Annotated in this window: 29 protein-coding genes; 16 read left to right on the top strand and 13 right to left on the bottom strand. The window is 60.2% G+C overall.

All coding sequences use genetic code 11. The annotated features are described in order from the left end of the window. Nucleotides 1-754 precede the first annotated feature (754 nt). Nucleotides 755-1,093 (bottom strand): hypothetical protein, encoded by a 339-nt coding sequence (locus tag LN996_RS11425; protein WP_231340500.1) that lies wholly within the window; start codon nt 1,091-1,093, stop codon nt 755-757. Nucleotides 1,094-1,135: 42 nt separating this feature from the next. On the opposite strand from LN996_RS11425, the gene LN996_RS11430 reads away from it, so the two are divergent. Continuing rightward, on the top strand, nt 1,136-1,372 hold the full coding sequence (locus tag LN996_RS11430; RefSeq protein WP_231340501.1) for a hypothetical protein: 237 nt from the start codon (nt 1,136-1,138) through the stop codon (nt 1,370-1,372). A gap of 369 nt (nt 1,373-1,741) precedes the next feature. On the opposite strand, the gene LN996_RS11435 is transcribed toward LN996_RS11430, so the two are convergent. Next, nucleotides 1,742-2,242, bottom strand: a complete 501-nt coding sequence (locus tag LN996_RS11435) for a barstar family protein (RefSeq protein WP_308102718.1) — start codon at nt 2,240-2,242, stop codon at nt 1,742-1,744. A gap of 11 nt (nt 2,243-2,253) precedes the next feature. After that, complete coding sequence (locus LN996_RS23875) at nt 2,254-2,553, bottom strand: ribonuclease domain-containing protein (RefSeq protein ID WP_374110837.1); 300 nt, start codon at nt 2,551-2,553, stop codon at nt 2,254-2,256. On the opposite strand from LN996_RS23875, the gene LN996_RS11440 reads away from it, so the two are divergent. Continuing rightward, a complete protein-coding gene (locus tag LN996_RS11440; RefSeq protein WP_256492137.1) occupies nt 2,479-2,829 on the top strand; it encodes an N-acetyltransferase in 351 nt (116 codons plus the stop codon). The two genes, LN996_RS23875 and LN996_RS11440, sit on opposite strands and share 75 nt — an antisense overlap. Nucleotides 2,830-2,984: 155 nt before the next feature. Here the strand turns inward: LN996_RS11440 and LN996_RS11445 are convergent, their stop codons facing one another. Both LN996_RS11445 and LN996_RS11450 read right to left on the bottom strand, forming a co-directional pair. Then, nucleotides 2,985-3,512, bottom strand: a complete 528-nt coding sequence (locus tag LN996_RS11445; RefSeq protein ID WP_231340503.1) for a hypothetical protein — start codon at nt 3,510-3,512, stop codon at nt 2,985-2,987. Nucleotides 3,513-3,542: 30 nt separating this feature from the next. Beyond that, nucleotides 3,543-3,935, bottom strand: a complete 393-nt coding sequence (locus LN996_RS11450) for an ankyrin repeat domain-containing protein (protein WP_231340504.1) — start codon at nt 3,933-3,935, stop codon at nt 3,543-3,545. A gap of 148 nt (nt 3,936-4,083) precedes the next feature. Here LN996_RS11450 and LN996_RS11455 point away from each other — a divergent pair, with 148 nt between their 5' ends. The 7 genes from LN996_RS11455 (at nt 4,084) to LN996_RS11485 (ending at nt 7,613) form a co-directional block, all read left to right on the top strand. Further along, nucleotides 4,084-4,542 carry a DUF4262 domain-containing protein gene (locus LN996_RS11455; protein ID WP_231340505.1) on the top strand — a complete coding sequence of 153 codons (459 nt, stop codon included), beginning with the start codon at nt 4,084-4,086 and terminating at the stop codon, nt 4,540-4,542. A 76-nt stretch (nt 4,543-4,618) separates the two neighbouring features. Further along, on the top strand, nt 4,619-5,197 hold the full coding sequence (locus LN996_RS11460; RefSeq protein ID WP_231340506.1) for a hypothetical protein: 579 nt from the start codon (nt 4,619-4,621) through the stop codon (nt 5,195-5,197). 204 nt (nt 5,198-5,401) lie between these two features. Continuing rightward, entirely contained in the window at nt 5,402-5,641 is a 240-nt protein-coding gene (locus LN996_RS11465) for a hypothetical protein (protein WP_231340507.1), read from the top strand. Beyond that, entirely contained in the window at nt 5,642-5,869 is a 228-nt protein-coding gene (locus tag LN996_RS11470; RefSeq protein ID WP_231340508.1) for a hypothetical protein, read from the top strand. A gap of 90 nt (nt 5,870-5,959) precedes the next feature. Continuing rightward, nucleotides 5,960-6,592: a hypothetical protein gene (locus LN996_RS11475; RefSeq protein WP_231340509.1), complete on the top strand. Its 633-nt coding sequence runs from the start codon at nt 5,960-5,962 to the stop codon at nt 6,590-6,592. 118 nt (nt 6,593-6,710) lie between these two features. Further along, nucleotides 6,711-7,133 carry a hypothetical protein gene (locus LN996_RS11480; RefSeq protein ID WP_231340510.1) on the top strand — a complete coding sequence of 141 codons (423 nt, stop codon included), beginning with the start codon at nt 6,711-6,713 and terminating at the stop codon, nt 7,131-7,133. 132 nt (nt 7,134-7,265) lie between these two features. After that, nucleotides 7,266-7,613, top strand: a complete 348-nt coding sequence (locus tag LN996_RS11485; protein ID WP_231340511.1) for a hypothetical protein — start codon at nt 7,266-7,268, stop codon at nt 7,611-7,613. Between the two features lie 623 nt (nt 7,614-8,236). On the opposite strand, the gene LN996_RS11490 is transcribed toward LN996_RS11485, so the two are convergent. Then, nucleotides 8,237-8,920, bottom strand: a complete 684-nt coding sequence (locus LN996_RS11490; protein ID WP_231340512.1) for a hypothetical protein — start codon at nt 8,918-8,920, stop codon at nt 8,237-8,239. A gap of 71 nt (nt 8,921-8,991) precedes the next feature. On the opposite strand from LN996_RS11490, the gene LN996_RS11495 reads away from it, so the two are divergent. From LN996_RS11495 to LN996_RS11510, 4 genes are all read left to right on the top strand, one after another. Next, nucleotides 8,992-9,558: a recombinase family protein gene (locus tag LN996_RS11495; protein ID WP_374110838.1), complete on the top strand. Its 567-nt coding sequence runs from the start codon at nt 8,992-8,994 to the stop codon at nt 9,556-9,558. A 403-nt stretch (nt 9,559-9,961) separates the two neighbouring features. After that, complete coding sequence (locus LN996_RS11500) at nt 9,962-11,524, top strand: M23 family metallopeptidase (protein ID WP_231340514.1); 1,563 nt, start codon at nt 9,962-9,964, stop codon at nt 11,522-11,524. Nucleotides 11,525-11,643: 119 nt separating this feature from the next. Next, nucleotides 11,644-12,126 carry a glutathione peroxidase gene (locus LN996_RS11505; protein ID WP_231340515.1) on the top strand — a complete coding sequence of 161 codons (483 nt, stop codon included), beginning with the start codon at nt 11,644-11,646 and terminating at the stop codon, nt 12,124-12,126. A gap of 141 nt (nt 12,127-12,267) precedes the next feature. Next, nucleotides 12,268-13,251, top strand: coding sequence for a phosphodiesterase (locus LN996_RS11510; protein WP_231340516.1), 984 nt, complete (start codon nt 12,268-12,270; stop codon nt 13,249-13,251). Here the strand turns inward: LN996_RS11510 and LN996_RS11515 are convergent. The 6 genes from LN996_RS11515 to LN996_RS11540 all read right to left on the bottom strand — a co-directional run bounded on the left by LN996_RS11515 (nt 13,229) and on the right by LN996_RS11540 (nt 19,599). After that, nucleotides 13,229-14,644, bottom strand: a complete 1,416-nt coding sequence (locus LN996_RS11515) for a stealth family protein (RefSeq protein ID WP_374202222.1) — start codon at nt 14,642-14,644, stop codon at nt 13,229-13,231. The two genes, LN996_RS11510 and LN996_RS11515, sit on opposite strands and share 23 nt — an antisense overlap. Nucleotides 14,645-14,868: 224 nt before the next feature. Continuing rightward, nucleotides 14,869-15,789 carry a hypothetical protein gene (locus LN996_RS11520; protein ID WP_231340517.1) on the bottom strand — a complete coding sequence of 307 codons (921 nt, stop codon included), beginning with the start codon at nt 15,787-15,789 and terminating at the stop codon, nt 14,869-14,871. A gap of 128 nt (nt 15,790-15,917) precedes the next feature. Then, nucleotides 15,918-16,310 carry a hypothetical protein gene (locus LN996_RS11525; RefSeq protein ID WP_231340518.1) on the bottom strand — a complete coding sequence of 131 codons (393 nt, stop codon included), beginning with the start codon at nt 16,308-16,310 and terminating at the stop codon, nt 15,918-15,920. Between the two features lie 183 nt (nt 16,311-16,493). Then, nucleotides 16,494-16,883 carry a hypothetical protein gene (locus tag LN996_RS11530; protein ID WP_231340519.1) on the bottom strand — a complete coding sequence of 130 codons (390 nt, stop codon included), beginning with the start codon at nt 16,881-16,883 and terminating at the stop codon, nt 16,494-16,496. A gap of 180 nt (nt 16,884-17,063) precedes the next feature. Continuing rightward, complete coding sequence (locus LN996_RS11535) at nt 17,064-17,459, bottom strand: hypothetical protein (RefSeq protein WP_157731655.1); 396 nt, start codon at nt 17,457-17,459, stop codon at nt 17,064-17,066. A 151-nt stretch (nt 17,460-17,610) separates the two neighbouring features. After that, the gene (locus LN996_RS11540; RefSeq protein ID WP_231340520.1) at nt 17,611-19,599 is read right to left on the bottom strand and encodes an alpha/beta hydrolase; all 1,989 of its coding nucleotides are present in this window, start codon (nt 19,597-19,599) and stop codon (nt 17,611-17,613) included. Between the two features lie 97 nt (nt 19,600-19,696). Between LN996_RS11540 and LN996_RS23645 the strand changes: the two genes are divergently transcribed. From LN996_RS23645 to LN996_RS11550, 3 genes are all read left to right on the top strand, one after another. After that, on the top strand, nt 19,697-19,828 hold the full coding sequence (locus LN996_RS23645) for a hypothetical protein (RefSeq protein ID WP_269215677.1): 132 nt from the start codon (nt 19,697-19,699) through the stop codon (nt 19,826-19,828). Between the two features lie 92 nt (nt 19,829-19,920). Then, on the top strand, nt 19,921-20,220 hold the full coding sequence (locus LN996_RS11545) for a type II toxin-antitoxin system VapB family antitoxin (protein ID WP_011773432.1): 300 nt from the start codon (nt 19,921-19,923) through the stop codon (nt 20,218-20,220). Next, nucleotides 20,213-20,926, top strand: coding sequence for a LytR C-terminal domain-containing protein (locus LN996_RS11550; RefSeq protein WP_231340521.1), 714 nt, complete (start codon nt 20,213-20,215; stop codon nt 20,924-20,926). The genes LN996_RS11545 and LN996_RS11550 overlap by 8 nt, the downstream gene beginning before the upstream one ends. Nucleotide 20,927: 1 nt before the next feature. Here the strand turns inward: LN996_RS11550 and LN996_RS11555 are convergent, their stop codons facing one another. After that, nucleotides 20,928-21,614: a TetR/AcrR family transcriptional regulator gene (locus LN996_RS11555; RefSeq protein ID WP_231340522.1), complete on the bottom strand. Its 687-nt coding sequence runs from the start codon at nt 21,612-21,614 to the stop codon at nt 20,928-20,930. Nucleotides 21,615-21,638 lie beyond the last annotated feature (24 nt).

Consider the following 21,638-nt stretch of genomic DNA (forward strand, 5'->3'; position numbering starts at 1 on the left):
GATCCCGGTGCAGGTCTTTCGCAATGTCCAGAGGTTCGTGGGCTCGCATCGCTCTTTTGCCAGCCCCATCTCGGCTGCCAGCGACCGTGACGTATGAGGGGGTCTGACATCTACAGACATTTCCCGCCAACAGCCTCCCGATCCACACCCCGTGGAGATCCTCCCCGCTTCGCTTGGCAGAGGGATAACCTAGAAAGCCGAGTCTGAGGGCACCGCCCCTTCATCTATGGCGGTCCAGAGGATGGAGCCCACCCACGCTAACAGAAAGATCCCAAGAGCGAGCATCGTGTGAGACGTCCTACGCGCTGACGAGTCATTTCGGGGCAACCATGGATTTCTCTGGTCTCGGGGTTCGCTCAAATTGCTTGCGTATTCTCTTGAAAATGCTCACGCTCATGAGGACGAGCCCAAGGAGCAAGAGGCTAAACCCTAGGAGTATGAGGAAGCTCCCGGCCAGCGTAAGCAGGGTGTAGAAGTCTTCGTCATTGCGATACTCCTGGTGAGCGGCGCGTCCACCAAGCGGAACGGCCAGAACCCACCCAACAAGTCCGAGGATTGCTCCAAAAAGTAAAGACTGAGCTATGGACGTCCGAAGCATTATGTTCCCCCAAATCGAAGATCTCAGACTACACGCCGCACAGACGCCGGCCTTTTCAGGAGCAGGCAAGTGCCAGGTGAGGGATCGGCTTACGTGCACGGGTCGCTTCTGGACTTCTCAGCCCTCTACCCGGGCACTGCGCTAACCGTCGCGACTTTAGGACTTTGAGTGTTGCTCACCTATGGTGCTGTGCCAGTACTGGCCGTTGATGCTCATGGAACGGAGTACTTGGTCGGGGCTAGATGGTTCCGGCCAGATCTCCAGCAGATACCAGTCGAGAAGCTGTTCGGCGAACTCGCCTTCAGCGCCCTCGTCGCGTCCCCTCTCGCTGGCCCGGAGCCGATACTTGCCCGGGAGAATCGCGTCCAAAGTGCCGCTGGTTTCAGCAGCCCAGGAACTCCACTTCAACTGTCTTCCAGCGGGAAGAGTGAAGGATACTTCGACGATGTCCTCCCATATCGCGTCGTCAGTGGCGTCCAGGGGCCGCTCTTCCATGAGAATGATGCGAAGAGCAGAGCCACCTGAGCGGCGGCCGAAGTGAACGTACAGTCCCTCAGGGTCGGACGCGCCAACAAGGCCATTGACTTGCCCCTTGAAGAACTATTCGAAAATTCCATTGAAACCAACACCATCAGCGAACTCGTCGCCCCATGTGAGATCGAACTGACCGTAGTCAGTAAGAACGACCTGATCCAAAAGAACGCTGTACATGCCGCCAGCATAGTGCGGCCTGCTGTCGCTCCGGTTGGCGACATAGCCCGCATGGAATCGTGAGTTCGTTTGTGCCCGCTGAAGGATCGGCTTGCGGGCGGTGATTTATGAAGTTGGCCGTAGTTCACCACAAGGCGCATTTGGTTAGGACTTCGTTACCGGCCCGGCATGGTCACCTACCGGATTATTAATCGGAAGTAGACGCCCTAGCGTCCGGCGTGCTCACGTAGTGGAGAATGTCGATCATGGGTGTTCTTTTTGACTACTTCTCTGCTGCCTCCGATGAGGAAGCAGCGCATCGAAGCCTGTCGTCTTCGGCTGATACGGAGTATCCATACAACTGAGAGTAACCAGACGAAAGCAGATGGATCCTCCACCAGACGCTGTCTCTGTCGTGATCCGAAGGCACGAGCCACCTCACTTCCCAGCAGGCTAAATAGCGACAGCTTTTGTCTTCGCCCCCGCATAACCCCACTTTTCGGCGGTGATCTGTTCGTCTGTTTGCTCCGCCTGCAGAACGACGTAAAAGGGGACTGCTGGCCTGTCCCAGGCTTCACCCAGTGCTATCGGTTCCGCAAAGGTCGAGACTGCTGTTTTGAGCACCCCGGTTAGGGTGTGCAGTTCCTTCTGATCCTCGTTTGCCAAAACCACGCTAGCGTCTTGAATGATCAAGACGAGCGCTCCTGCAGGCAAGAGCCAGTCCAGATCGTTAAGGCATTCATCCAACGCAGGCCAGTTCTCGCCGAAGAACCTAGGAAACTGGAGAGCAGCCCCGAATTCGTCCATGACGCCTTGCACAGTCCGCATCTTTCTACCGCGGAGTGTCCTAACCAGACCTGTATTCCCAACCATCCGACGTACTACGTCATCGACGAGCGCTGCCTCTGCGGCGCAAAGTAAGAAGGACGTTTCAGTGGGCACACTGGCGAACATCTCTGGGTCAATCACCTGAACCTCACAAACGTATCGTAATGGTCCAGTGTCGAATACGCAGACCCGTCTGAACCTGTGACAATTCGTTCTCCACCCCGATTAGTTCCCTTCTGGAAGGGATTGACATCCCATTCTCGATACTTGATCGGGCCGTTCGCGCTGGACGTGGGTAGAGTCATAGGTCCAGTATTCTCGAAGGGTCGCCCGCCTTTGAAACCCGGGAAGGGCGCGCCCTTCTGCGCAACGCGTTCTGCTACCTCCATTGCATTCTGCTTCACCGGCCCATAGGTGTTGCGCTGGTGAACCGTCATTTTCCAGAATCCGCGGAACTGAGCCTGATCGCCGTGCAGGCCAATCACCGGGGCAAGGGAGTCGGCTCGGCTCTGGTCAACGCGGTCTCGATGTCGCTCGTTGTCGAGGGCTGCCAACTGCTTCAAGTCCATACTGTGGGTCCATCATTCGAGGACGAGGCCTATGCGAAGAGCAGGGCTTTCTACCATCGAGCTGGGTTTCTACCTCTACAAGAGTTTGAACGCATCGATTGGGACGGTCCCTCGCTTGTTATGGTGAGGCCGCTCGCAAAATAGTCTGTCCGGTCAGGGATCCTCTAGCGAACGCTCTGGTGCTCTCCTCTGAGAGCCTGGGCGTTAGGTCAGCCGCAGCCAGAGGGCAATGGACACCTCATCGGCGGGCCCACAAAGCTCGCGCGTGGACAGCGCTCTTGAAGAAAATACTCCTGTGTTCAGCGGCGGCTTCCCCACGTCTTGTGCCAGTACTCAGCGTCCTTGCTGTTGGAGCATAGGATGGCGTCCGGCTGCGGCGAAGCTGGCCACATCTCCAGTAGGTAATGATCGACCACCTCTTCGGAGAATTCTCCGTCATGGCCTTCGTCGCGGCCTCTGGCGCTGGTCCGCAAACGGTAGCTGCCGGGCGTCACGTCGCGTAGTTCACCGCTGTTCTCGTCGCCCCAGGAAGTCCACCGCATGTGATGTCCCTCGGGAAGAGTGAAGGACACCTCGACGATGTCCTCCCACGGGGAATCGGGGTTTAGCTCTGGTGGCTCATCCAGGAGCACGACGCGGACTGCTGACCCTCCCGACCGTCGACCGAAGTGGAGATAGATTCCATCCGGATTGGTCGACCCGACCAGGCCATTGACTTGGTCGTCGAAGAAGCGTTCAAAGATTCCATCGAAGCCATAGCCGGCCCAATACAGGTCGAACTGGCCGTAGTCGGTCATGATGACTTGATCGAGCAGCACTCTTTCCATGGCATCAGGATAGGGGTGGGACCGAGAGGGTCATTCAGCTACGTCCGTGAAGTACTGTGCGACGTCGTAATTGCCGATCAGTCGTGCAAACCCAACGGGGGTCTTTCCACTTCCGTTGACGCTGTGTGGATCAGCTCCGTGCGAACGCAGGAGTTTGATCAGTTCGCCACGGCCGTTTGAATTACCAACAGCAGTAAAGAGCGCAGTGTTGCCCCAGCCGTTTTGCAGGTCAACGGTGGCGCCGGCATAAAGCAAAGCAGCAGCTGCGGCGACGGCATATTCCTGTGCAGCAAAATGTAGTGGCGTGAAACCAGCCTTGTCCTGGGCATCGGGCGAAGCGCCGTCAGCCAGCAGCGCCTCCACGGTGGCAACATCATTTTCCAGGGCCGCGTAGTGGAGCGCTGTGCGGTTCATTCTGTCCATACGTGCAGTCTGCCATCCGGGAACCAGCGGCGGAGAGCGACGCCCTTCGAAATAGCTGTCCGGTGAAGGATCCCCATCCGGGCGTGCAGGGGATGGGCAGCACTGACGATTGGCGACGGAGCTTTTACGGCGTTGCTAGATTGAGTCCGTGAAACTTAAGGACAGCAATGACCCCGTCTTCAATCAACTGCTGTCGTTGATCGAAGAGCACGGGTGGGCGGTACGTCATGTCGGCGCGGGTGATGAGGCTGCTTTTTCCTACACCGTTGGTCTTACAGCCCTAAAGCATCCGGAGATTGTTATGGAGGGCCTGCCGTTCGAGGTAGCTCAAGCCTTCCTGAACCTCATGGGTGAAGAGGTAAAAGCAGGTAAACGCTTCATCCCGGGAACCATCGCCACCGACCTCACCGAACCTCCGGCTCCCATCGCTTTCATCGCGGTGGAAAACATCGCGGGACTGACAGCGGTGGCAGAAGTTTACGGCCAAGTAAACGCCCTACAAGCAATTTGGAGCGACTCCACCGGACATTTACCCTGGGAGTCGTCCTACCGCAACCCTGCGGATGCGCAACCTCTCTTAGGTCCAGTACCCGACTCCTTCAAGTAAATTTCTGGGTTCTCGCTTGATCGCAACATCGCCCGGTGAAGGATCCTTCTGCGTTCGTCTGGTTACTCTCAGTTGTATGGATGCTGTGTACCAACCGAATGCAACAGGCCTCGATGCCTTGGACGAACTCGACTACGTCGACTGGAACCAACTGCAGCACGCGTACGGAAAAGGCATCGTTTTCCTGGAGGGCTCCAACGCTTCACCTAGCATTGCCGGCGACGTAGCCCGATCATTAGCTGCACTTCGAGACGACCCTTCCCTCGCAATCGGTGAGGGGCTCTACTCCAATGTCTGCCACCAGGGCACGGTCTATGAAGCAACCGCCTATGCAGTGCCCTTTATCGCAGCAGTTGCCGCTGGTGATGTCCCAGACTCGATCCGCGTACCCTTGCTGGCGCTCTTGGGGGACATCTCTATCGGAGGAAGCTACGTGGCTCCTGACGGGTCTCACTCGGGTGCTTACGGCGATCAGGTAGGTGTCCTCGTCACTGAATCGCTCGCCACTTCGATGAGACGCTTCACAACGCTCCGGACGCCCGAGCTCGAGGCCCTGATGCAAGCGATCCAGTCGCTTCTTGATCGCTCAACCGACGCACGCCGCGAGGCGGTTGAGTCCGCAATCGATTCTGTACTCAAGCTCGCTCAGCAGTAGACACGGCGCCCGTTAGCCGATCCTCCAACGGGCGGTCTCCTGGGGACCCCGTACGTCCGACACTGGCTAGAGAAGTCCGGGGTGTAAGGCCCTTCCGGTGTAGTGACCTGGGTAAAGCTGGGCCTCAGGCACCGTAAGAGGCGGTGCTCGATCATCACAGCGGGCAACGTCCTACGATGGTGACATACCCACAAAGGACAAAGAATGACACTCGCCCTTCTCATGATCGCCGTTAGCCTGGTCTGGCTGGCACTTCGAAAATGGATCGCGCAGATGCAATACACTGCCACAACACAGATGTTCGGTGAGAATGAGGAACTTAAGGAAGAGCGTCTTAGAGGATTCGAGCGGGCCGGAGTCTTCTTCTGCATTGTCTTTTTCTTAGCAGGGCTAGCCATCCTCACGCTCACGTTCATCTTTCGGCCCCCATGGGAAGGTTCTTAAGTGAATGAACCATTCCTGGCCTTGGCAGGAGCATTCATCACGCTCAACGGAGTAGGGCTCTATCTCCTGAGAGAGAAAATGGCACGATCAGGTGTAGATGGATGGGCTTGGCTCCCTGACGGCACGGACTTCAAAACCTATCGCTTTCAGCTCTTGGCATCGAAAGTCGCGGCGGCCGTGGTGTTCGGAGCAGGTCTGGTCTTTTTGCTGTTGTTTTTTGTTATCTGACCAAGCTCGATCAGTGCCCGGTAAGGGATCCTCTAGCGGACACAGGTGCGTCCTTCGATTCACCGGTTAGCAGGCGGAGCTAAGGGTAGTGTGACGTCGAAGGAGGGGAAACAGCATGTGTTCTCTGCGTCCGGCCAACGAGTAACAGCGTTCGTTCCGCCTGGCTACGAGCGGTACGTGCGCGTTCTTAATCCGATCGAGATTGCACCCGGCTTGGTGGTCATGTGGTCAGAGGTCGTAAATCGTGGTGGCCGGGAGGCGAGCCCGTGGATGCAATGGGATGAAGTGACGGTCAGCTACGAAGCGATGCCCGCCAACAATTCGCAACCCGACATGGGCAACCCACATCCGAGCCTCGCCAAATCCCTGATACGCGTGCTCGAGCTCGACTCCAGTCGCTACAACTTTGCAACGTGGGAAGGGTATGCCGCGGAGGACGGCAAATCGGTGATCGATTTCTCCCCAGCCCATCGGGGAATGGTCTTGTACTCGGGCAAGGTGGTCGATGAAAAAGGAACTGCTATCGTTCCGATCACCGACAGCGGGCGCGTTCCCATGTACTGGTGGCCGGATGATCTGCACTGGTGTATCGGCCAAGATATATACGCTCGAAGCCTCATCATCGGGTGTGATATCGCTACAGCCGGGAGAATCCTCGCCGATCCAGAACTGGACGCATACCTCATCCGAGAAACGGATACCGTGCTGCTTGAAGACTTTTGAGGGACGCCTCGCTCATGCACGCTGCGGGATCCTCGACCGGACACGTCGGCGTCCTTTGAGCCATCCTTTGCCGGCGACGATTCAAAGCGGAATGGGCGGGACCAACTACACTGCGACCATGGAGCCCTTCACCACTCTTGCGCTTGGCGTTGACCTGCATCTGGCGACGACGGCAGACGGAGGGCGGCGGACGCCTCTACTTGGTGGTTACGCGGCGGAGAACCGCTTCAAGTACCGACCGAACTGGGGACTGCCGGGCTGGCCCGACGGCGAGCAGACCGCAGCCCCCGTGCTGGGGTTCTCAAGAAAGGACATCCAGCCAGGAGAAACCGTAGGTGCGGTGCTGGTGCCTCTCTTCCCCGACCGCGTGCCGGCATGGCGTGACGTGCAGCCTGGAGATGAGCTACGCATGTACGAAGGTTCTCAAATTTGCGCGCGCGGAATCATCGTTTGGGTAGAACCAACAACCTGGTTCACGACCGACGACGACCGAGATCGGTTCACCGAGTGGCTGAGAGACCGAATCTCCCGTAGCCACTGAGTGTTTCGTCTCTGAATGCCGTTCTATCGAAGGTCATTGAACGCTTCGGCAATGCGCTTTGTCCGATTGGGGATCCATCAGCGTTCATCTGGCCCAAAGCATTGTGGCGGGCTGTTATGGCAGCATTTGGTTATGAGCGCACAGCTTGAAGTTCCTAGGCTTGAAGACCTGAGTGATATCGGGATTATGGTCGAACCGTCTGAGCAGCCTTGGGTGGTCTCTCTGGTCGCGTGGGCGCAGGACGGAAGCACCGTAACGCTTACTTGGGACGAGATCGCTGGGTCGGCGAGGATCCGCTGGACCATCGGTAACGAGGTGCGCCTTGTTATCGAACGAGAGACCCCGGTGAAGATCAGTGTCCGAGACGAGCACGGCGCCATTGAGTTCCACGTTTGGTCCCGATGGGAAGGAATCGGCGGCGAATTGATCGTGCGTGTCGGCGAGCACGTGGCGGTTCACGACACACTTCTGCATACCTAGCAGCCATCCTGTGTTCGGTCGAGGATCCTGCAACGGGCATGCCCTCGAGCCTGGAGAAGAAGCTGACTCAACGATGAATCACCTCGCCAGGGTCGAACCCCAGCGATAAGAGGTCGAATTCGATTTGACTGAGGAACTCTCTTCCTTCACCGTGTGCTGGGAGCGGTTGGAGAGCTACCGGCTTACCGGCGCTATCGAGGGAGACTCCACGCGGGGCACCTAACCATTGACTGCGTGGTTAGGTATCGATACCCACACCCGACGACAAAGGATCTCTATTTTCCGATCCCAGCCCTCCCAGACGACCCTGAGGCGGAAGCGGCCATCCTCCGGTTCTAAGGTGACGAGGGAGACTTCGCTGAAACCCCAGTTGACCTCTTCAGGATGCTCCACAGAATAATCCATTAGGGCTCCTACGAGATTCAGGGAGTCCACTGCTTCCAGATGAATCTCGACATCATATGAACGCTGAGCACGTCACCGCCATTATCGATGACGCGTCTGAAAACGGCCTGGACGGAATAGCCATATTTTTCGAGAGACAAATTATGGAGCATTGACTCTGAGAGTGAATCGTTTGCCTTCAACCAGCCCATGAAGGCCTCTGAATCAATGTTCATTTTTCATCCATCTCTATGGTCCAGCTGGGAAGTCATGCGAAAGACCGGCTGTTCGAAGGCCGCCAAGTCGCCAGCCCAGAGGTCGTCTGCCCTGTAGGTCACGAAGCGGAAAGCAGCGGAGGGGTACTCCTCGTCGGGACCATAATCCACGGATATCCAGACGTCGACCGGCTTGCTTCCTAGATCAGCGGCAGCCGAGGCGATGCCGCGACCCAGCATCATGCCCTGGGCCAGACAGCGGGCCGCCCATTCGCTCGTGCCCACGAAGGCCAGCCAAGAAGCCGACCTATCGGCGCCGTCGATCAGTTGATCCAGCGGGAGCTTGTTAATGTAGCCCTCGAATCCGGTGGGACCACCGAGACTTGTCACGCTCGAGTGCCGGATGTTGTGCAGCTGCGATACGAAAAGTAGACACCCGTCCCGAATCGTCAGCCCTTCAACGACTTCAGCCTGCATCCGGGGATCCAAGCTGCCGGACTCAACGAAGGGCTGTGCCAAAAGACGAAGGGGCCTCATGGCCTCGTTCATCGACTCGATAATCACAAAGCCATAGTGCCATGGCCCGAAACGGAACCGGACATGGGTCTGGACCCCAACTAGGACCATTGCCGCATGCCCGTAAGCCGGTCGATCACCGAGCCCGGGAATCCCGCCGTCACGTTCCGCGCGCTTGCTGGTCAAGGCCATGCACGTAAGACCCGCACGATGAAATGCACGGTGACGGGGGGATTACTGCAACCATGTTCCTTATGACTGGAATGAAGATCGGTCATGCCCGGGTATCGACGAACGACCAAGACCTCACCGCGCAGCGAAATGCCCTAGTTGCCCTAGGCGTTGAGGAAAAGCTGATCTTCGTTGACCACGGACTCACGGGAGCGAATCGGATGCGCCCTGGGCTCCGTGAAGCGATGGCAGCCTGCCGGGCCGGCGATACCCTCGTGGTAACCAAGCTCGACCGGCTGGCGCGCTCCCTATCTGATGCCAGGGACATTGCCGATGAACTGACGCCTAAGGGCGTTGTGCTGAGTCTCGGCGGCAGCACCCATGATCCGACTGATCCGGTAGGCAGGCTGCTGTTCAACGTCCTGGGAATGGTAGCCGAGTTTGAGGCGGATCTGATCCGGATGCGCACCCGCGAGGGCATGGCGGTCGCAAAAGCCAAAGGGCGGCTGAAAGGCAAACAACCAAAGTTGTCCAAGGCGCAGCGGAAGCATCTTCTGACGCTGCACGACGCCGGGGAGCACACCCAAGCTGAATTGGCGGAGCTGTTCCGAGTATCCCGGACCACGGTGTACCGCGAGCTCCAAAGGCGCACCATGTGAAGACCGACGCGGAGCCTACTGCTAGGAACACGCCAAATAGCGCCGCAAAAAGACCGCCATTTATAGCCGAACTCCACAACTAGGGGCTGACAGGCTTGCACGGGCCACCGGTGCATCCACTCCTGCAGGAAACGAACGTTTTCGTGCATCTCTTCACCGGCTTGATCTGTATCGATCTGCATCCGTGGATCCACCGGTGCACCCCTCCTCTGCGGCAACTTCCCCCATCGTCAACCCTCTGCTAGAAACGCCTGAAACAAAGCTCAAGACGTCTTGAGCAAAAACTGATGGAACCTTTCCGCGGCAAGGACCGGGGAAGACTTTATTTCTGGTGTAATTCCCGCAACAATGGTGCTTGCACGCCAGGCTGGGGTTTGGTGCCGCTGGCTTTGGGGAGTGTTTTGTGGGCAAGCATCATGATTCAGACCGGGTACTTGATTTGATCCGTGCAGAAGGTTTCCGCCGCGTCTTCGTCGCAGGAAGCCTGGCCATTTTGGCCTTCTTCGCGTTTGGCTTCCAGCCACTGAACGCCATGACCACCGGTTCGGTCACTGGTTCCTTGGCACAGGGCGTCGTAGGGCCAACATCATTGGGCACGTTGGTGCCACCGGAAGCTGAAACGCTGGTGATAGACCCCCTCCCGGACCCGCCGGAACAAACCGCTGGCACCCCCATGGTTTACTTCGACCGCGCCATGGTCAGGACCGTCAGCAAAGACGGATCCACAGGCCTCACGGTGGCTTCCGCAGGTCTGTCCCGCCCTCCTACCGGCGCCTTGTACGCACCCCTTGAGGTCCTCAACCCGAGTTCACCCTACGGATACCGCTACAGCCCGCTGACGGGTCTTGCCGGCGAATTCCACTGGGGCCAGGACTACGCGGCCGCCTGCGGAACACGCGTTTACGCTGCAGACGCCGGCGTGGTCCGGGCCGTTGGCTGGCACATCTGGGGCGGTGGCAACAGGGTGGAAATCGAGCACGGCAACGGCCTGGTCACCACCTACAACCACTTGCAGGCCATCGGAGTCACCAAGGGCCAATCCGTTCGCGTAGGCGAAGTCATCGCCGAGGTTGGCACCACTGGCTGGTCCACCGGCTGCCACCTCCACTTCGAGACGATCGTGAACGGCCTGCACACCAACCCCAACGGCTGGACCTACCTGCCCACGCGGCAGATTGATCCGCTGCAGACCATTGCCATGGTCAACTACCAGCCAGGTGTCGGATCGGGCACCTCGGCAGCCCCGCAGTGGGCCGTCCCCGTAGCCGACGGCACCAACCGCGCCGTCATTGGTGGCGAGCACGAAGAACCCGTGGCCCCGCCTGTGGTGGTTCCGCCGGTCACCACGCCGCCGGCCAACTCGGGAGGCACTCCAACAACGACGCCGCCGGCTACGCAGACACCCACGACGCCGACGCCCTCGCCGTCCGTGACGGCCACGCCGACGCCGACCGCGACGCCGACCCCGACGGTCACACCCACGCCAACCCAGACGGCCACGCCGACTCCGACGCCAACACAGACTCCGACGCCGACGGGCACGGCAACGCCGACGCCTACCCCGACGCCAACCACCACGGTCCCTGCAGCGACCAAGCCGCCGGCCACGACTACCGTCGTACCAACGGTGACCACGCCTGCAGCTCCGGCACCGGCCGCCGTCGTGCCTCCTGCAGAACCGGCGCCGGCAGCTCCTGCGCCCGCAGCGCCGGCACCAGCACCAGCCGTAGTGGCCCCTGCACCGATCGTAGTTCCGGCGGCTCCAGCCCCCGCGCCGGCGGTAACCCAGGTTGTCGCCCCGGCCCCGGTGGCTCCTGTGCCGGCACCGACACCGGCTGCTGTGCTCCCGTCGTCGCTCCCGGCCGTGATTCTTCCGCCTGGATACATCCTGGTTGGACCGGATCTGGTTCAGCGACCTGACGGCGTGATTGTGCCGCTGTCCACGCTCATCATCCCGACGCCCTAAACGTCCACACGCTGAAGGAACGCGAAACGCAGGCACCCCTGCGTTTCGCGCCCCAAGCCAGCTCCCGTAAGCTCGATGGCGGTAACCCCGCCAGCCGACGTCGTCAGGAAGCGAACCCCATGACCAGCCTGTACAGCATTCCCCTCACCTTCAACGATGGCTCCGAAGCAGACTTCGGCCGGTTCGAGGGGAAAGCAGTCCTGGTGGTCAACGTCGCTTCCGAATGTGGCTACACGCGCCAGTACGCGGGCCTTGAGGAGCTCTACGGCAAATACCGCGGGCAGGGCCTGGAGATCCTCGGCGTGCCCTGCAACCAGTTCGGTGGGCAGGAGCCTGGCGCTGACCAGGAAATCGCCGAATTCTGCGAGCGGAACTTCGGTGTGACTTTCCCACTGACCACCAAGGCGAACGTCCTGGGCAAGCAGCAGCATCCCCTGTTCGCGGAGCTGACCCAGGACGAGGACGGGCAGCCGGTCAAGGTGAAGTGGAACTTCGAGAAGTTCGTCATCAACCGCGACGGTGAGCTCGTGGCAAGGTTCCCATCCGCAGTGGAGCCTGACTCCGAAGACTTGGTAGAAGCAGTGGAAAAGGCGCTGGCATAAAGCCACCGATTCTGAAGGGAGGAAAGTAATTTTCCAACATTCCGCCGGATGTTAGCCAGTTGTTGGCTAGTTGTCTGGTTGGATTAGCCCTACTGGATTGATACGGGAGACGCCGTCTCCCACCAAACGCTAAGGCAAGCTATGGAGCTCATCGAGGCAGAGTACCCCAAACCAGGTCATGTGCTTTTGCACCTGAGCGATCTACACCTGGTGGGTGGTCCGGGCACGCTCTATGGCTCCGTAGACAGTGCAACCAGGCTCCAGGAGATCTGCGACCAGATCATAGCGTCCCGGATCAGGCCCGAGGCCATCATTTTCACCGGAGACCTCGCGGACAGGGGTGAGCTGGAAGCCTACAAGCGTCTCCGCGACATGATCGAACCGGTCTGCGACGCCCTCGGGGCCAAGGCCATCTGGGCCATGGGCAACCACGACAACCGCGCCAACTTCCGTTCCGCCTTCGTGGATGCCTCCGAGGCCAGCAAGCCCCACGACCCCGTGGACCGAAGCTACTTCGTCAACGGACTCCGCATCATCACGTTGGACACCACCGTCCCTGGCCACCATTACGGTGAACTGTCAGAATCCCAGCTGGAGTGGCTGGCCTCTGAACTGTCCACGCCGGCCCCTGACGGCACCATCCTCGCCCTGCACCACCCGCCCGTCCCGTGCGTCCAGGACCTCGCGGTGTTGGTGGAGCTGCGCGGCCAAGCCGCACTGGCCGCCGTCGTCCGTAATACGGACGTCCGCACCATCCTGGGTGGCCACCTGCATTACTCCACGACGGCGGGCTTCGCCGGCATTCCGGTCTCTGTCGCCTCGGCCACGTGTTACACCCAGGACCTGGGCGTGCGCGCGGGAGGGCAGCGGGGCCGGGACGGCGCACAGTCGTACAACATGATCCACGTCTACGAGCACACGATCGTGCATTCGGTGGTGCCGATGTCCGGTGGCGTCACCGTGGGCGAGCCCGTGGACGCAGCCGAGGTTCAGCGTCGGCTGGCTGAAGCAGGTATCCGCATACCCCACGAATCGCGGGTGGGTGCCCACACTTCGCCGGGCACGCACACTTCTTCCATCCCGCTTGTTTCTCCGGGCGGTTTTACTTCTCCCAAGGCGCCTTGACCGGGAAGTACTTCTCCAGGAAGTCCGTCACCAGGTCGGCACGTTCGTTGGCCTCAACCTCCGGGAAACTGCCGTCATTCAGGCAGAAGAAGTCCATGTGGCGCTTGGCCAGGAGCTTGGGCAGATAGTGCAGCCCGGCCCACATGGTGGAATCCACATACCGGACCTTGGCGTTGGTCTGCGTCACCGCGCGACCTGTGAGCAAGGCGTAATAGTGGTAGAAGGAGTTGGTCACCGAGATGTTGTCGGCGGCGCGGAAACGGCTGCCGGCAGTCTTGGCGAATTCGGCCGGGAATTCCTTCTCCATCCGGGCCACCACGCTACGGCGCAACGGAGCAGCCGTGTGTTCGAGGTGACGGGTGGTGATCCTGCCGAAGCGCTCCCACAGCAGCTTGCGGTTGACGCGTGCCGCGTTCTCGAAGCCGCTGCGTTCGGCGTCGTTGTCGCCCAGCCCGATCCGGGTGTCAGCTTCGATGAACTTGGTGATGCCGCCGGGGGTGAAGAACATGTCCGGGCCAACGGGTCGGCCAAAGAACATGTCGTCGTTGGAGTACAGGAAGTGCTCTGAGAGCCCCTCAATGTGGTGAAGCTGGCATTCCACGGCCTGCGAATTGTGGGTGGGCAGCACTGACTTGTCGGCGAAGAACTCCTCGCTGCGCACAATGGTCACTGACGGGTGGTCGGCCAGCCAGGCCGGTGCGGGGGAGTCGGTAGCGATGAAGATCCGGCGGATCCAGGGCGCAAACATGTGGACCGATCGCAACGCGTATTTCAGTTCATTGATTTGGCGGAAGCGGGCCTCATGGTCGTCGCCTTCACCAAGGACCGCGCCAGCCTGCTGGGCGCGCCTCCTGGCGATGTATTCGGGGTCGCTGCCATCCACCCACGAGAAAACGATGTCGATGTCGAAGTCGATGTCGCTGGCATGGTCAGCGAACATGTTCTCGATGGTGGGCCACGTCAGGCCATGCCGCTGGACAGTGCCGCGTACTGCGTCCTGGCGCAGCATGGTGCGGCGGGTCAGGGAATTCTCCACCGGGAGCTCCAGATGGTCGCCCTCGAACCGCCACAGCTCAAGCTGCACGCCCAAGGCAGGGCCGTACCAGAGCCCGCCGCCGATTTCGACGCGGGGGCGGTACAAGCGGAAGATGCGGGATTTTCGGTTGGCGGACAGCTCGCCGTCGGCCACCAGCACCGAGGTCTTCTTTTTTGCGTCCACGGTCATGGAGTAGAACGGCTCATTGTGGAACGCCGACACCAGCGCCTCCCGCACCTCCTTGCGCGACTCCCAATCGACGGCGACAACGGGCCTCTCGTCATTGCCGCGCACAAGGATGAAATCGACGCCGGCAGCGTCCAAGGCGGCCCGTACAGCCAAGACGTCGGACACCATGGCCTGTTGCGGGGTGAGGTCGCCGTTGACCAGGGCGTACCGCCCGCGGTGACGGACGACGTCGGACCTGTGCCTAAGATGCGCAACGACGGCAGGCGAGACCGCCTCGGCAATCGCGTCCTCTTCGATGGACGGGCTGCCGTGGTAAATCGGATCGACCTGTGCTTGTGTGATGGCTGTGTCTCCGGGATCGTCGGTGTGCGTGAAACTGGACTTGCTGGTTGTTAGATGGAAAGGGCCTCGCGCCAGCTGCGGAGGAAAGCGCCGCCGGCGTCGTCGTGGATGACGTCGTCCGCCAGTTGGAGGTCAGCGGCCGTCAGTATGGTGTAGGGCTTCACCGGTACGCCGTCTGCGGGCCGGACGTCCACGTGCTTTACGTCGTGATCGTTGTGGTGAAGCCAGTCTGCCATGGCATAGTCCGTGCGGGAATCACCCACGGTCCGCCAAGAGAGCGGAGTGATGCCCTGCGCCGCGAGCAGTTCGACGGCGCGGCTGGCTCCGAGGTCCTTGCCGAGGCGGACGGATTCGATGTCCGTGGAGATGATGGTGGGGTCCAGGCGGTAGTCCGCCGTGTCATCGGACTCCGGCGCGTGGTGGTCCAGGATTGCCGCGTTGAGACCATGCCGTCCCATGATGTCCAGGGCGTCGGCGTCGAAGAGTTTCTGTTCGGCCAGGTAGTCCGCGCTGGCCACGTCCAGGTGTTGCTCCACGGAAACCATGGCGCGCTTGGTCTCGTCGAAAAACATGTGCGCGGAATAGTCCTCGGCAACCAATCGGCGTATATCGTCGCCGTAGGCCTTGGGCACTGCGAGTTCGTGGTCCACGTGGATAGGACCGGGGCCTTCCGCCGTGTAGCTGAACCACACAGCGCCCTTCTCGCAGATGGCGTGGATGACGGTGTTGGCTGGCATCCCGGCGGCGATCATGGGGCCCATGACCTGCTCGCTGATGAACGCATCCGAGCGGCCCGTGTTGAAAACGACGGGGATCCCGGCCGAAGCCAGGGCAACCATGTCCGCAATAATGTCCGGCTTGACGTCACGCGTCACAGGGCTGGCGATGGGGCCATCGACGTCCAGCAGCAACGCCAAAGGAGGCGTGGCGTGGGCAGCGGTCCGGTCAGTACCGTGGAGCGGTTGAGTCATGCCCCTATTCTGTCAGTCCCCGCGGTCCCCATCACAGCTATGACGTCTGTGACGCCCTACGAAGGATATGGACGGCACTCGTGGAAAGGACGCGCCAGTACCGACGGACATTGCTTGGTCACTGCTTCCTACCGGAATTTGCCTTCGGGATCCGGCGCGCATCGGGTGTTGCCGCCGAGTGTGGTTCCGAAGCTGCTCGTTCCAAGCTGCATGGAGAACTTGCCATCGCCAAAGCCTGTGGTCGTCTGGTCTCGGTTCGCTCCCGAGGGCTGGGTTTGTACAACTCTTAGCCCTTTGCTTTCAAAGACTTCCTTTACCGTCTTATGTATCGCTTCAGCCTGATCTTCTGAGATCGCGCCGTGCATGCTGTCGAAATTGAACCGAGTGCCCTCGGTCCCGTCCGGGAGGGGGCACGCCATACCGGGTTTATCGGGTGTAATTTTCGTCCAATCGCCCGGGGCGAGAGCTTGAATTTGTGTGAAGATGCCGAGGTATTCCGTGCGGGCTTGTTCCGGCTCCATGGTCTGCTCCGCGGTGCTGATAGGCGGGTTGGTGCTCGGCGCTGAGCCGCATCCTGCAAGGGTGAGAAGAATTACCGCCGCGGCAGTAAGGACGTGTCTGGACCTAGACACCATCAGTAGTCGATTCAACGTTTCTTGATTCCCTCTTTGGCCGCTGTAACCATTACCGTGCCCGTGGAGAGGCTATTTTGCTACCTCCGGGTCCGGGACACAGCGGCTGCTGCCATCGATTATTGTGCCGAGGTCGCCCGTGTATAGGGCGACGGATAACCCATCGGGTCCGAATGCAGTAGTGATGAGCAAATTATTCGTGGTGGTTGATTTATCGAGGGTCTGAACTTTGTACCCGCGTGATTCATAAAATGCTGAGACTTTCTGCCTGAGTGTCTCGCGCTCGGCGGAGCTGAGGGGACCCGTGGTCCGGCCGCCGGAGAACTGCTTGCCGCTTCCGGTGTCCTGGAAGTTGCAGTATCCACCTGCCGGTACGTCCTCGTTCACCCAGTCACCTGGTGACAAGGCCTGAATCTCATCGAGGAGTCCGAAGAACTCCGTTCTGGCCTCTTCCGGTGTCATATTCAACCCATTCCCACCATTGGGAAGCATGTTGCTTGCGGCGGTTTGAGAGGGTGGGAGACCTCCATCAGCACTCCTGCCCGAAGACCCAGCGGCGCATCCGGACACGAGCAGCAGCAGGACGGCACTGGTGGAAAGTACGCGTCTGTAAAGGGGGCGGTGCATGGTTGTCATCGTTTTCTAGCGAAATTTGCCTTCCGGGTCGGGAACGCAGCGGGTGTTTCCGCCAAGGTTTATTTCGTACTTTCCGGTGGTGAGCCCCATGACGAATTTGTCGGGCCCGAACACGTCGGTGTGTCTGACGAAGTTCGGGCCGCCATCGGATTCTTGCTTCACAGTGAACCCCGTGGACACGAAGACAGTTTTTACCTTGTCGTGCAGAGCGTCCATTTCTTCCCGGCTCAGCGGACTTCGACTGGTATCGATTGAGAATTGGGTACCGTCAGACCCGTCCGGGAGCCGGCAGACATCCCCTTGATATTCGGAGGGCGGCGCGACATCCCAGTCGCCGGGGGCGAGGGCCTGAATCTTGTTGAAGAGGTTGAAGTACTCTGTGCGGGCTTGTTCTGGGTCCATGGTTTGCTCCGCGGTGCTGGTAGGTGGGTTGGTTCCAGGGGTTGTTCCGCACCCTGCAAGGGTGATTAGAAGGATGGCTGCGGCGGGAAGGATGCGCCTGTTAAGGGGGCCGTGCATGGTTGTCATCGTGTCGCATTCGTGAGTTGGTCATTCAAGCCGAGGGCGATTCTGGCTTGGTTATAGCTTGACTGGGTTCTCCTGTCGAAGTACCCGTAGATGCCGTCCTTGCCGCCTGTTTGTCCGTCGTGGGTTTTCGTTGGGAGTTCTGTGGCACCATCAGGTCCCGTGATGCCGTCCGTGCCGAAGGTGACGGCGCCGAATCCGGGGCTGCGGTGCTTTTACGCTGCCAGCCGAGCCCATGCCCGACTTCAGCTACGTGATCCCAGTCGTAGGTTCCCCGGTATACGGTGCCGCCGGGGTTCAGGTGGAGATCGTTCACGGAGGTCACGTTATCAGGGGCCCCAACGTCCCCGACGAGAACGAGGTTATCGACAGGCAGCTCGGTTTTTGCTGCCTCCATGGCCCCGAGGGAACCCATGGAGTGCCCGACTGCTGTTGTCATGGCTGCGTTGTCGAGGTTTTGGTGAACGGCGTTGACCCCTGTCGCGTAGTTGCGAAGGGCAGGACCCACGACTTTTGCTTGGTCGTTGCTGAACACACCCAGACCCTGGGCCGGCTCGACACCAATCCAGGCAACGACAGCAATCCGGTTCTTATCCAGCCCGTTGGAACCGGCGAGTTTGCGTTGATCAAGCCGCTGATCATTGGCCTGTTTGGTCTTGGATGCCAGGTCCTTGCCGATGGTGGTGTCCAGCCCGGGGAGCTGGTAGGTGACGTGCTTGGCGGCGTCGAGGTCTCCCACGGAAATAGATGCACCGAACCCGGTCTCCGATCCTGTCCCGAGACTAAAGGGAGCGAAGCTGATTAGTTGCCGGATGTCGGATGGATCCTGAGGATTGGTTTTCGGCTTGCCCTGGCTGTCGTAGAGCGATTCCCAGACTTTGTTGACCATGCCTTCCTGGGAGCCTTCATCAACTTTTCCGCCGTGCTCTTCGCGGTACTTCTTCCAGTAGTCGTGCATCTGCAGCAACTTTTTGCGGTTGGCAAGGTCCCTGGCGGTCGCGGTGACACCGTTCAGGTTCCCAATAACGTCCGGAAGTGCATCGATCAGAAGGTGCTGTTCTTCACCGACGGTGATTTTCCCGGTGGCAGGCTCGACGGTGTGGCCGAGGCCAGACCACCACGTGGCTGTGGCTACGGGGTCCAGTCCTGGTTGGGTCAGGAGTTCCCGCAGCCGGGCGGTGCCACCATTACCGAGCCAAACCTTCAGTTGCGCTGCACTCATGGTTCCGATGTCGTTCAAACCCACTTGGTTTGGTGCTGCGTACTGGATGAAGAGCCCGTTGAGCATGCTGTCCGCCACGGCGCCGCTGCCGGCTGTTTCGAATGCGGTGGCGACCTGCTCTATCCAATCGGCGTCTGCTGCGTTGGCGGCGAGCAACCGCTCAAAACCAGCAACAAACGATTCAGTCTCGATGTTCACCCAGGAACAGGATGCTGTGAAGCCGCTCCAGGCGTTCCGGACTGCGACAAAGTGTGAGTTCAAGGTGTTCGTGGCAGTCCGGGACACTGAGGCGAAGCCGCGCAGCTTGCCCGGGTCAGCCGAGGTGGTTCCGGTTCCTGGTCCGCCGGCGAACCGGGGCCGGTCCCGCGGAGAAAACACAGCTGAAACAGCCGGTGCAGGGACCGGCGTTCTCTCGGGCATCGGGTCCAAAATCATAGTTGCGACTGTCGCGGATGCTTTCGCGATGTCACCGGAGAGCAGTTGCTGTTTGCGGATGTTGTCGCGTTGCTGCCAGGCTTCCATGTTCTTTTGCCGGGCTTTCTCTTGCTGGGCCCTGTGCTTGGCCTCGCCGACATCCTCGGCCAGAGCCGCCAGGACACCTGAAAGCTTGCCGCGATCATCGGACCTGATGGCGCAGGCGTCCTTGAACAAGCGCCCGTAGCCCCCGTTGAAATCCTGCACTGCCTGCTCCACGGCCCCAGACAGGAAGCCTCCCTCGGCACGCAGAACCTCGTCGGCGGAGTTTGCGGCAGTGATCAGCGCGTCGGCCGCGCCGTCATCAAAAGCAATTCCCATGCCTGCCCCCAAACCAGAACGATAAATCCAACGATTAGCATAACTGCTGTTTGGGCAATTGGAGGTCGTGGTGTTGTACGGCTTTAGGAGGTTGTGTATGCCAGAGGATGCCAAGATGCACCGATTCCTGACGACGGAGCGGGTGGCCGAGGAACTGAATGTGTCAGTGAAGCAAAGCAAGGTGTTGCTTGAGCGGGTGATCTGCGGGAGTCCAGCTCCGGGGCCGTAGGAGCAGAAGCCGGAAGTCACCTTTTGGCTACAACCTGCCTGTGCCGCGGGTCACAAGTTCCGTTAGGGCGCCAACTTCCATAGGCTTGCAGGGTGATCTTCAAAGCTGTGGGCGAGGGACGCCCGTACCCTGACCATGGATACTCGGCGCCGCGGGACTGGGCTGCCTTGCCCCCGCGCCCTATCCGCCTCGATGAACTGGTAACCACCAAACGAACCCTGGATTTGGAGGCATTGTTGGCTGAAGACTCAACCTTCTTCGGCGACCTGTTCCCGCACGTTGTCCAGTATCAGGGCGTCATGTACCTCGAAGACGGGCTCCATAGGGCCGTGCGCACGGCGCTCCACCAGAGGACGGCGATCCACGCACGCGTCCTGGTGATCGATGGCTAGGCTGACGGGTCCGGAGGTGGACACGTCCCCAGCAAAAAAACCTAAGCGTCCCAAGGATGCGACGCAGCTTCACGGCCACCACGTGGTCACCGGACCGGAGCTGCGGGCAACGTTTGCCGAGGATGCCGCGGCCCAGAAGAGCCGTTTCCGACGCCGGTTGTTCCACGGAATCGTTCTTGTGCTGCTGGTGGGCGTGATCGCTGCCGGTGCCGTTGGCGCTTGGGCGATCATGAACGGCGTCATCAAGGTCCCCACCGCGATCGCCAGCAAAGCTCCCACCAGTCTGTGCCCCACCACCACGTTCGACTACGTCCCGAACGAAACGGTTAATCTCAATGTCTTCAACGCTACGTCCCGTGGTGGGTTGGCTGGAACCGTCGCTGAGCAGTTCACGGCCCGCGGTTTCAAGGTGGCGTCCGTGGACAACAGCGACACCGCCTACACAGGCGTCGGCGTTGTGGTTTCCGGAGTCAAGGGGCAAGCGGCCGCGTTCAATATCCAGCGCAACCTTGCCGGAACTGACTACTTCCAGGACAACCGCGAGGACGAATCCGTGGATGTCATCCTCACCTCGGGCTACGAAGGCCTGGTGGAACCGGAACTGGTGGACCAGACTCCGGGGAAGCTGCTCTGCCCGCGTGAAGACCTCCGGATTGCAGACAACTCCAAGTGGCCGGTCGTCCCCACGCTTCCGGCGGGGCAGTAGCCTAGCTGGCCAAGGCGTTGTGGGACGGTGAATCCAACCGGAGGGGCCTGCCCTTTTCGTCGAAGCGGGCACCCGCACCCAGCTGGATGAAGCGCACAGTTTGAGATGTGTGGGCCTCGACGTCGGTGGCCGGGGCTGGCGGGGGAGTCTCGCCGTCGGGCGTTCGGTTGCGTCGTGCGGCGCTGGCAGACAGCGTTCCGAGAATGAGCCGGGCCAGTTGGGCGACGTCGACGTCGGGGAGGTAGCCCTGGTGGACACCGTCCTGCAGGATGTCCTGCAGCAGGACGTTGAGGTCTCCCACGTGGTCCGCGAGCTTCGCGAAGGAACCGGGGGAGAGGACCGCGGCCATGGCCGGCCCGGGAGGCAAGTGGCGGCGGCTCAGATCTTCCACCTGCGCGCGGACATAGAGGGCCAGCCTATCCACCGGATTCTCGAGTGCGGCCAGCGAATCGCGGAGGTCCACGATGAAGCGTTCCGTCTCATCCAAGGCGTACGCGATGAGCAGTTGCTCCATGTCCGCGTAGTAGTTGTAGACGGCGGTGCGGCCGACGCCTGCGTGGCGCGCGACGTCGGTCATGGTGAGGCCGGGAAGGCCATGGGTGAAGAGGAGCTCTCCAAAGGCGGTCAGAATCCGACGTTGGGTCTCGGCACGTTGGGCAGCATTCGTGGCGGCCGTGATCCTTGGCATATAGACACTTTACAGTGATCTGTC

It is taken from the genome of Arthrobacter sp. AK01 (genome assembly GCF_021109375.1).
Taxonomy (GTDB): Bacteria; Actinomycetota; Actinomycetes; order Actinomycetales; family Micrococcaceae; genus Arthrobacter.

What these genes read in the sequence shown, in the direction of transcription:
- LN996_RS11435 (WP_308102718.1), bottom strand. Translation starts at nt 2,242, where the DNA reads ATGTTCGCCAGTGTGCCCACTGAAACGTCCTTCTTACTTTGCGCCGCA.
- LN996_RS11445 (WP_231340503.1), bottom strand. Translation starts at nt 3,512, where the DNA reads ATGGAAAGAGTGCTGCTCGATCAAGTCATCATGACCGACTACGGCCAG.
- LN996_RS11425 (WP_231340500.1), bottom strand. Translation starts at nt 1,093, where the DNA reads ATGGAAGAGCGGCCCCTGGACGCCACTGACGACGCGATATGGGAGGAC.
- LN996_RS11495 (WP_374110838.1), top strand. Translation starts at nt 8,992, where the DNA reads ATGAAGATCGGTCATGCCCGGGTATCGACGAACGACCAAGACCTCACC.
- LN996_RS11465 (WP_231340507.1), top strand. Translation starts at nt 5,402, where the DNA reads ATGACACTCGCCCTTCTCATGATCGCCGTTAGCCTGGTCTGGCTGGCA.
- LN996_RS11460 (WP_231340506.1), top strand. Translation starts at nt 4,619, where the DNA reads ATGGATGCTGTGTACCAACCGAATGCAACAGGCCTCGATGCCTTGGAC.
- LN996_RS11480 (WP_231340510.1), top strand. Translation starts at nt 6,711, where the DNA reads ATGGAGCCCTTCACCACTCTTGCGCTTGGCGTTGACCTGCATCTGGCG.
- LN996_RS11485 (WP_231340511.1), top strand. Translation starts at nt 7,266, where the DNA reads ATGAGCGCACAGCTTGAAGTTCCTAGGCTTGAAGACCTGAGTGATATC.
- LN996_RS11510 (WP_231340516.1), top strand. Translation starts at nt 12,268, where the DNA reads ATGGAGCTCATCGAGGCAGAGTACCCCAAACCAGGTCATGTGCTTTTG.
- LN996_RS11490 (WP_231340512.1), bottom strand. Translation starts at nt 8,920, where the DNA reads ATGGCCTTGACCAGCAAGCGCGCGGAACGTGACGGCGGGATTCCCGGG.
- LN996_RS23645 (WP_269215677.1), top strand. Translation starts at nt 19,697, where the DNA reads ATGCCAGAGGATGCCAAGATGCACCGATTCCTGACGACGGAGCGGGTG.
- LN996_RS11450 (WP_231340504.1), bottom strand. Translation starts at nt 3,935, where the DNA reads ATGGACAGAATGAACCGCACAGCGCTCCACTACGCGGCCCTGGAAAAT.
- LN996_RS11550 (WP_231340521.1), top strand. Translation starts at nt 20,213, where the DNA reads ATGGCTAGGCTGACGGGTCCGGAGGTGGACACGTCCCCAGCAAAAAAA.
- LN996_RS11520 (WP_231340517.1), bottom strand. Translation starts at nt 15,789, where the DNA reads ATGACTCAACCGCTCCACGGTACTGACCGGACCGCTGCCCACGCCACG.
- LN996_RS11525 (WP_231340518.1), bottom strand. Translation starts at nt 16,310, where the DNA reads ATGGAGCCGGAACAAGCCCGCACGGAATACCTCGGCATCTTCACACAA.
- LN996_RS11555 (WP_231340522.1), bottom strand. Translation starts at nt 21,614, where the DNA reads ATGCCAAGGATCACGGCCGCCACGAATGCTGCCCAACGTGCCGAGACC.
- LN996_RS11535 (WP_157731655.1), bottom strand. Translation starts at nt 17,459, where the DNA reads ATGGACCCAGAACAAGCCCGCACAGAGTACTTCAACCTCTTCAACAAG.
- LN996_RS23875 (WP_374110837.1), bottom strand. Translation starts at nt 2,553, where the DNA reads ATGACGGTTCACCAGCGCAACACCTATGGGCCGGTGAAGCAGAATGCA.
- LN996_RS11530 (WP_231340519.1), bottom strand. Translation starts at nt 16,883, where the DNA reads ATGACACCGGAAGAGGCCAGAACGGAGTTCTTCGGACTCCTCGATGAG.
- LN996_RS11505 (WP_231340515.1), top strand. Translation starts at nt 11,644, where the DNA reads ATGACCAGCCTGTACAGCATTCCCCTCACCTTCAACGATGGCTCCGAA.
- LN996_RS11515 (WP_374202222.1), bottom strand. Translation starts at nt 14,644, where the DNA reads ATGGTGTCCGACGTCTTGGCTGTACGGGCCGCCTTGGACGCTGCCGGC.
- LN996_RS11540 (WP_231340520.1), bottom strand. Translation starts at nt 19,599, where the DNA reads ATGGGAATTGCTTTTGATGACGGCGCGGCCGACGCGCTGATCACTGCC.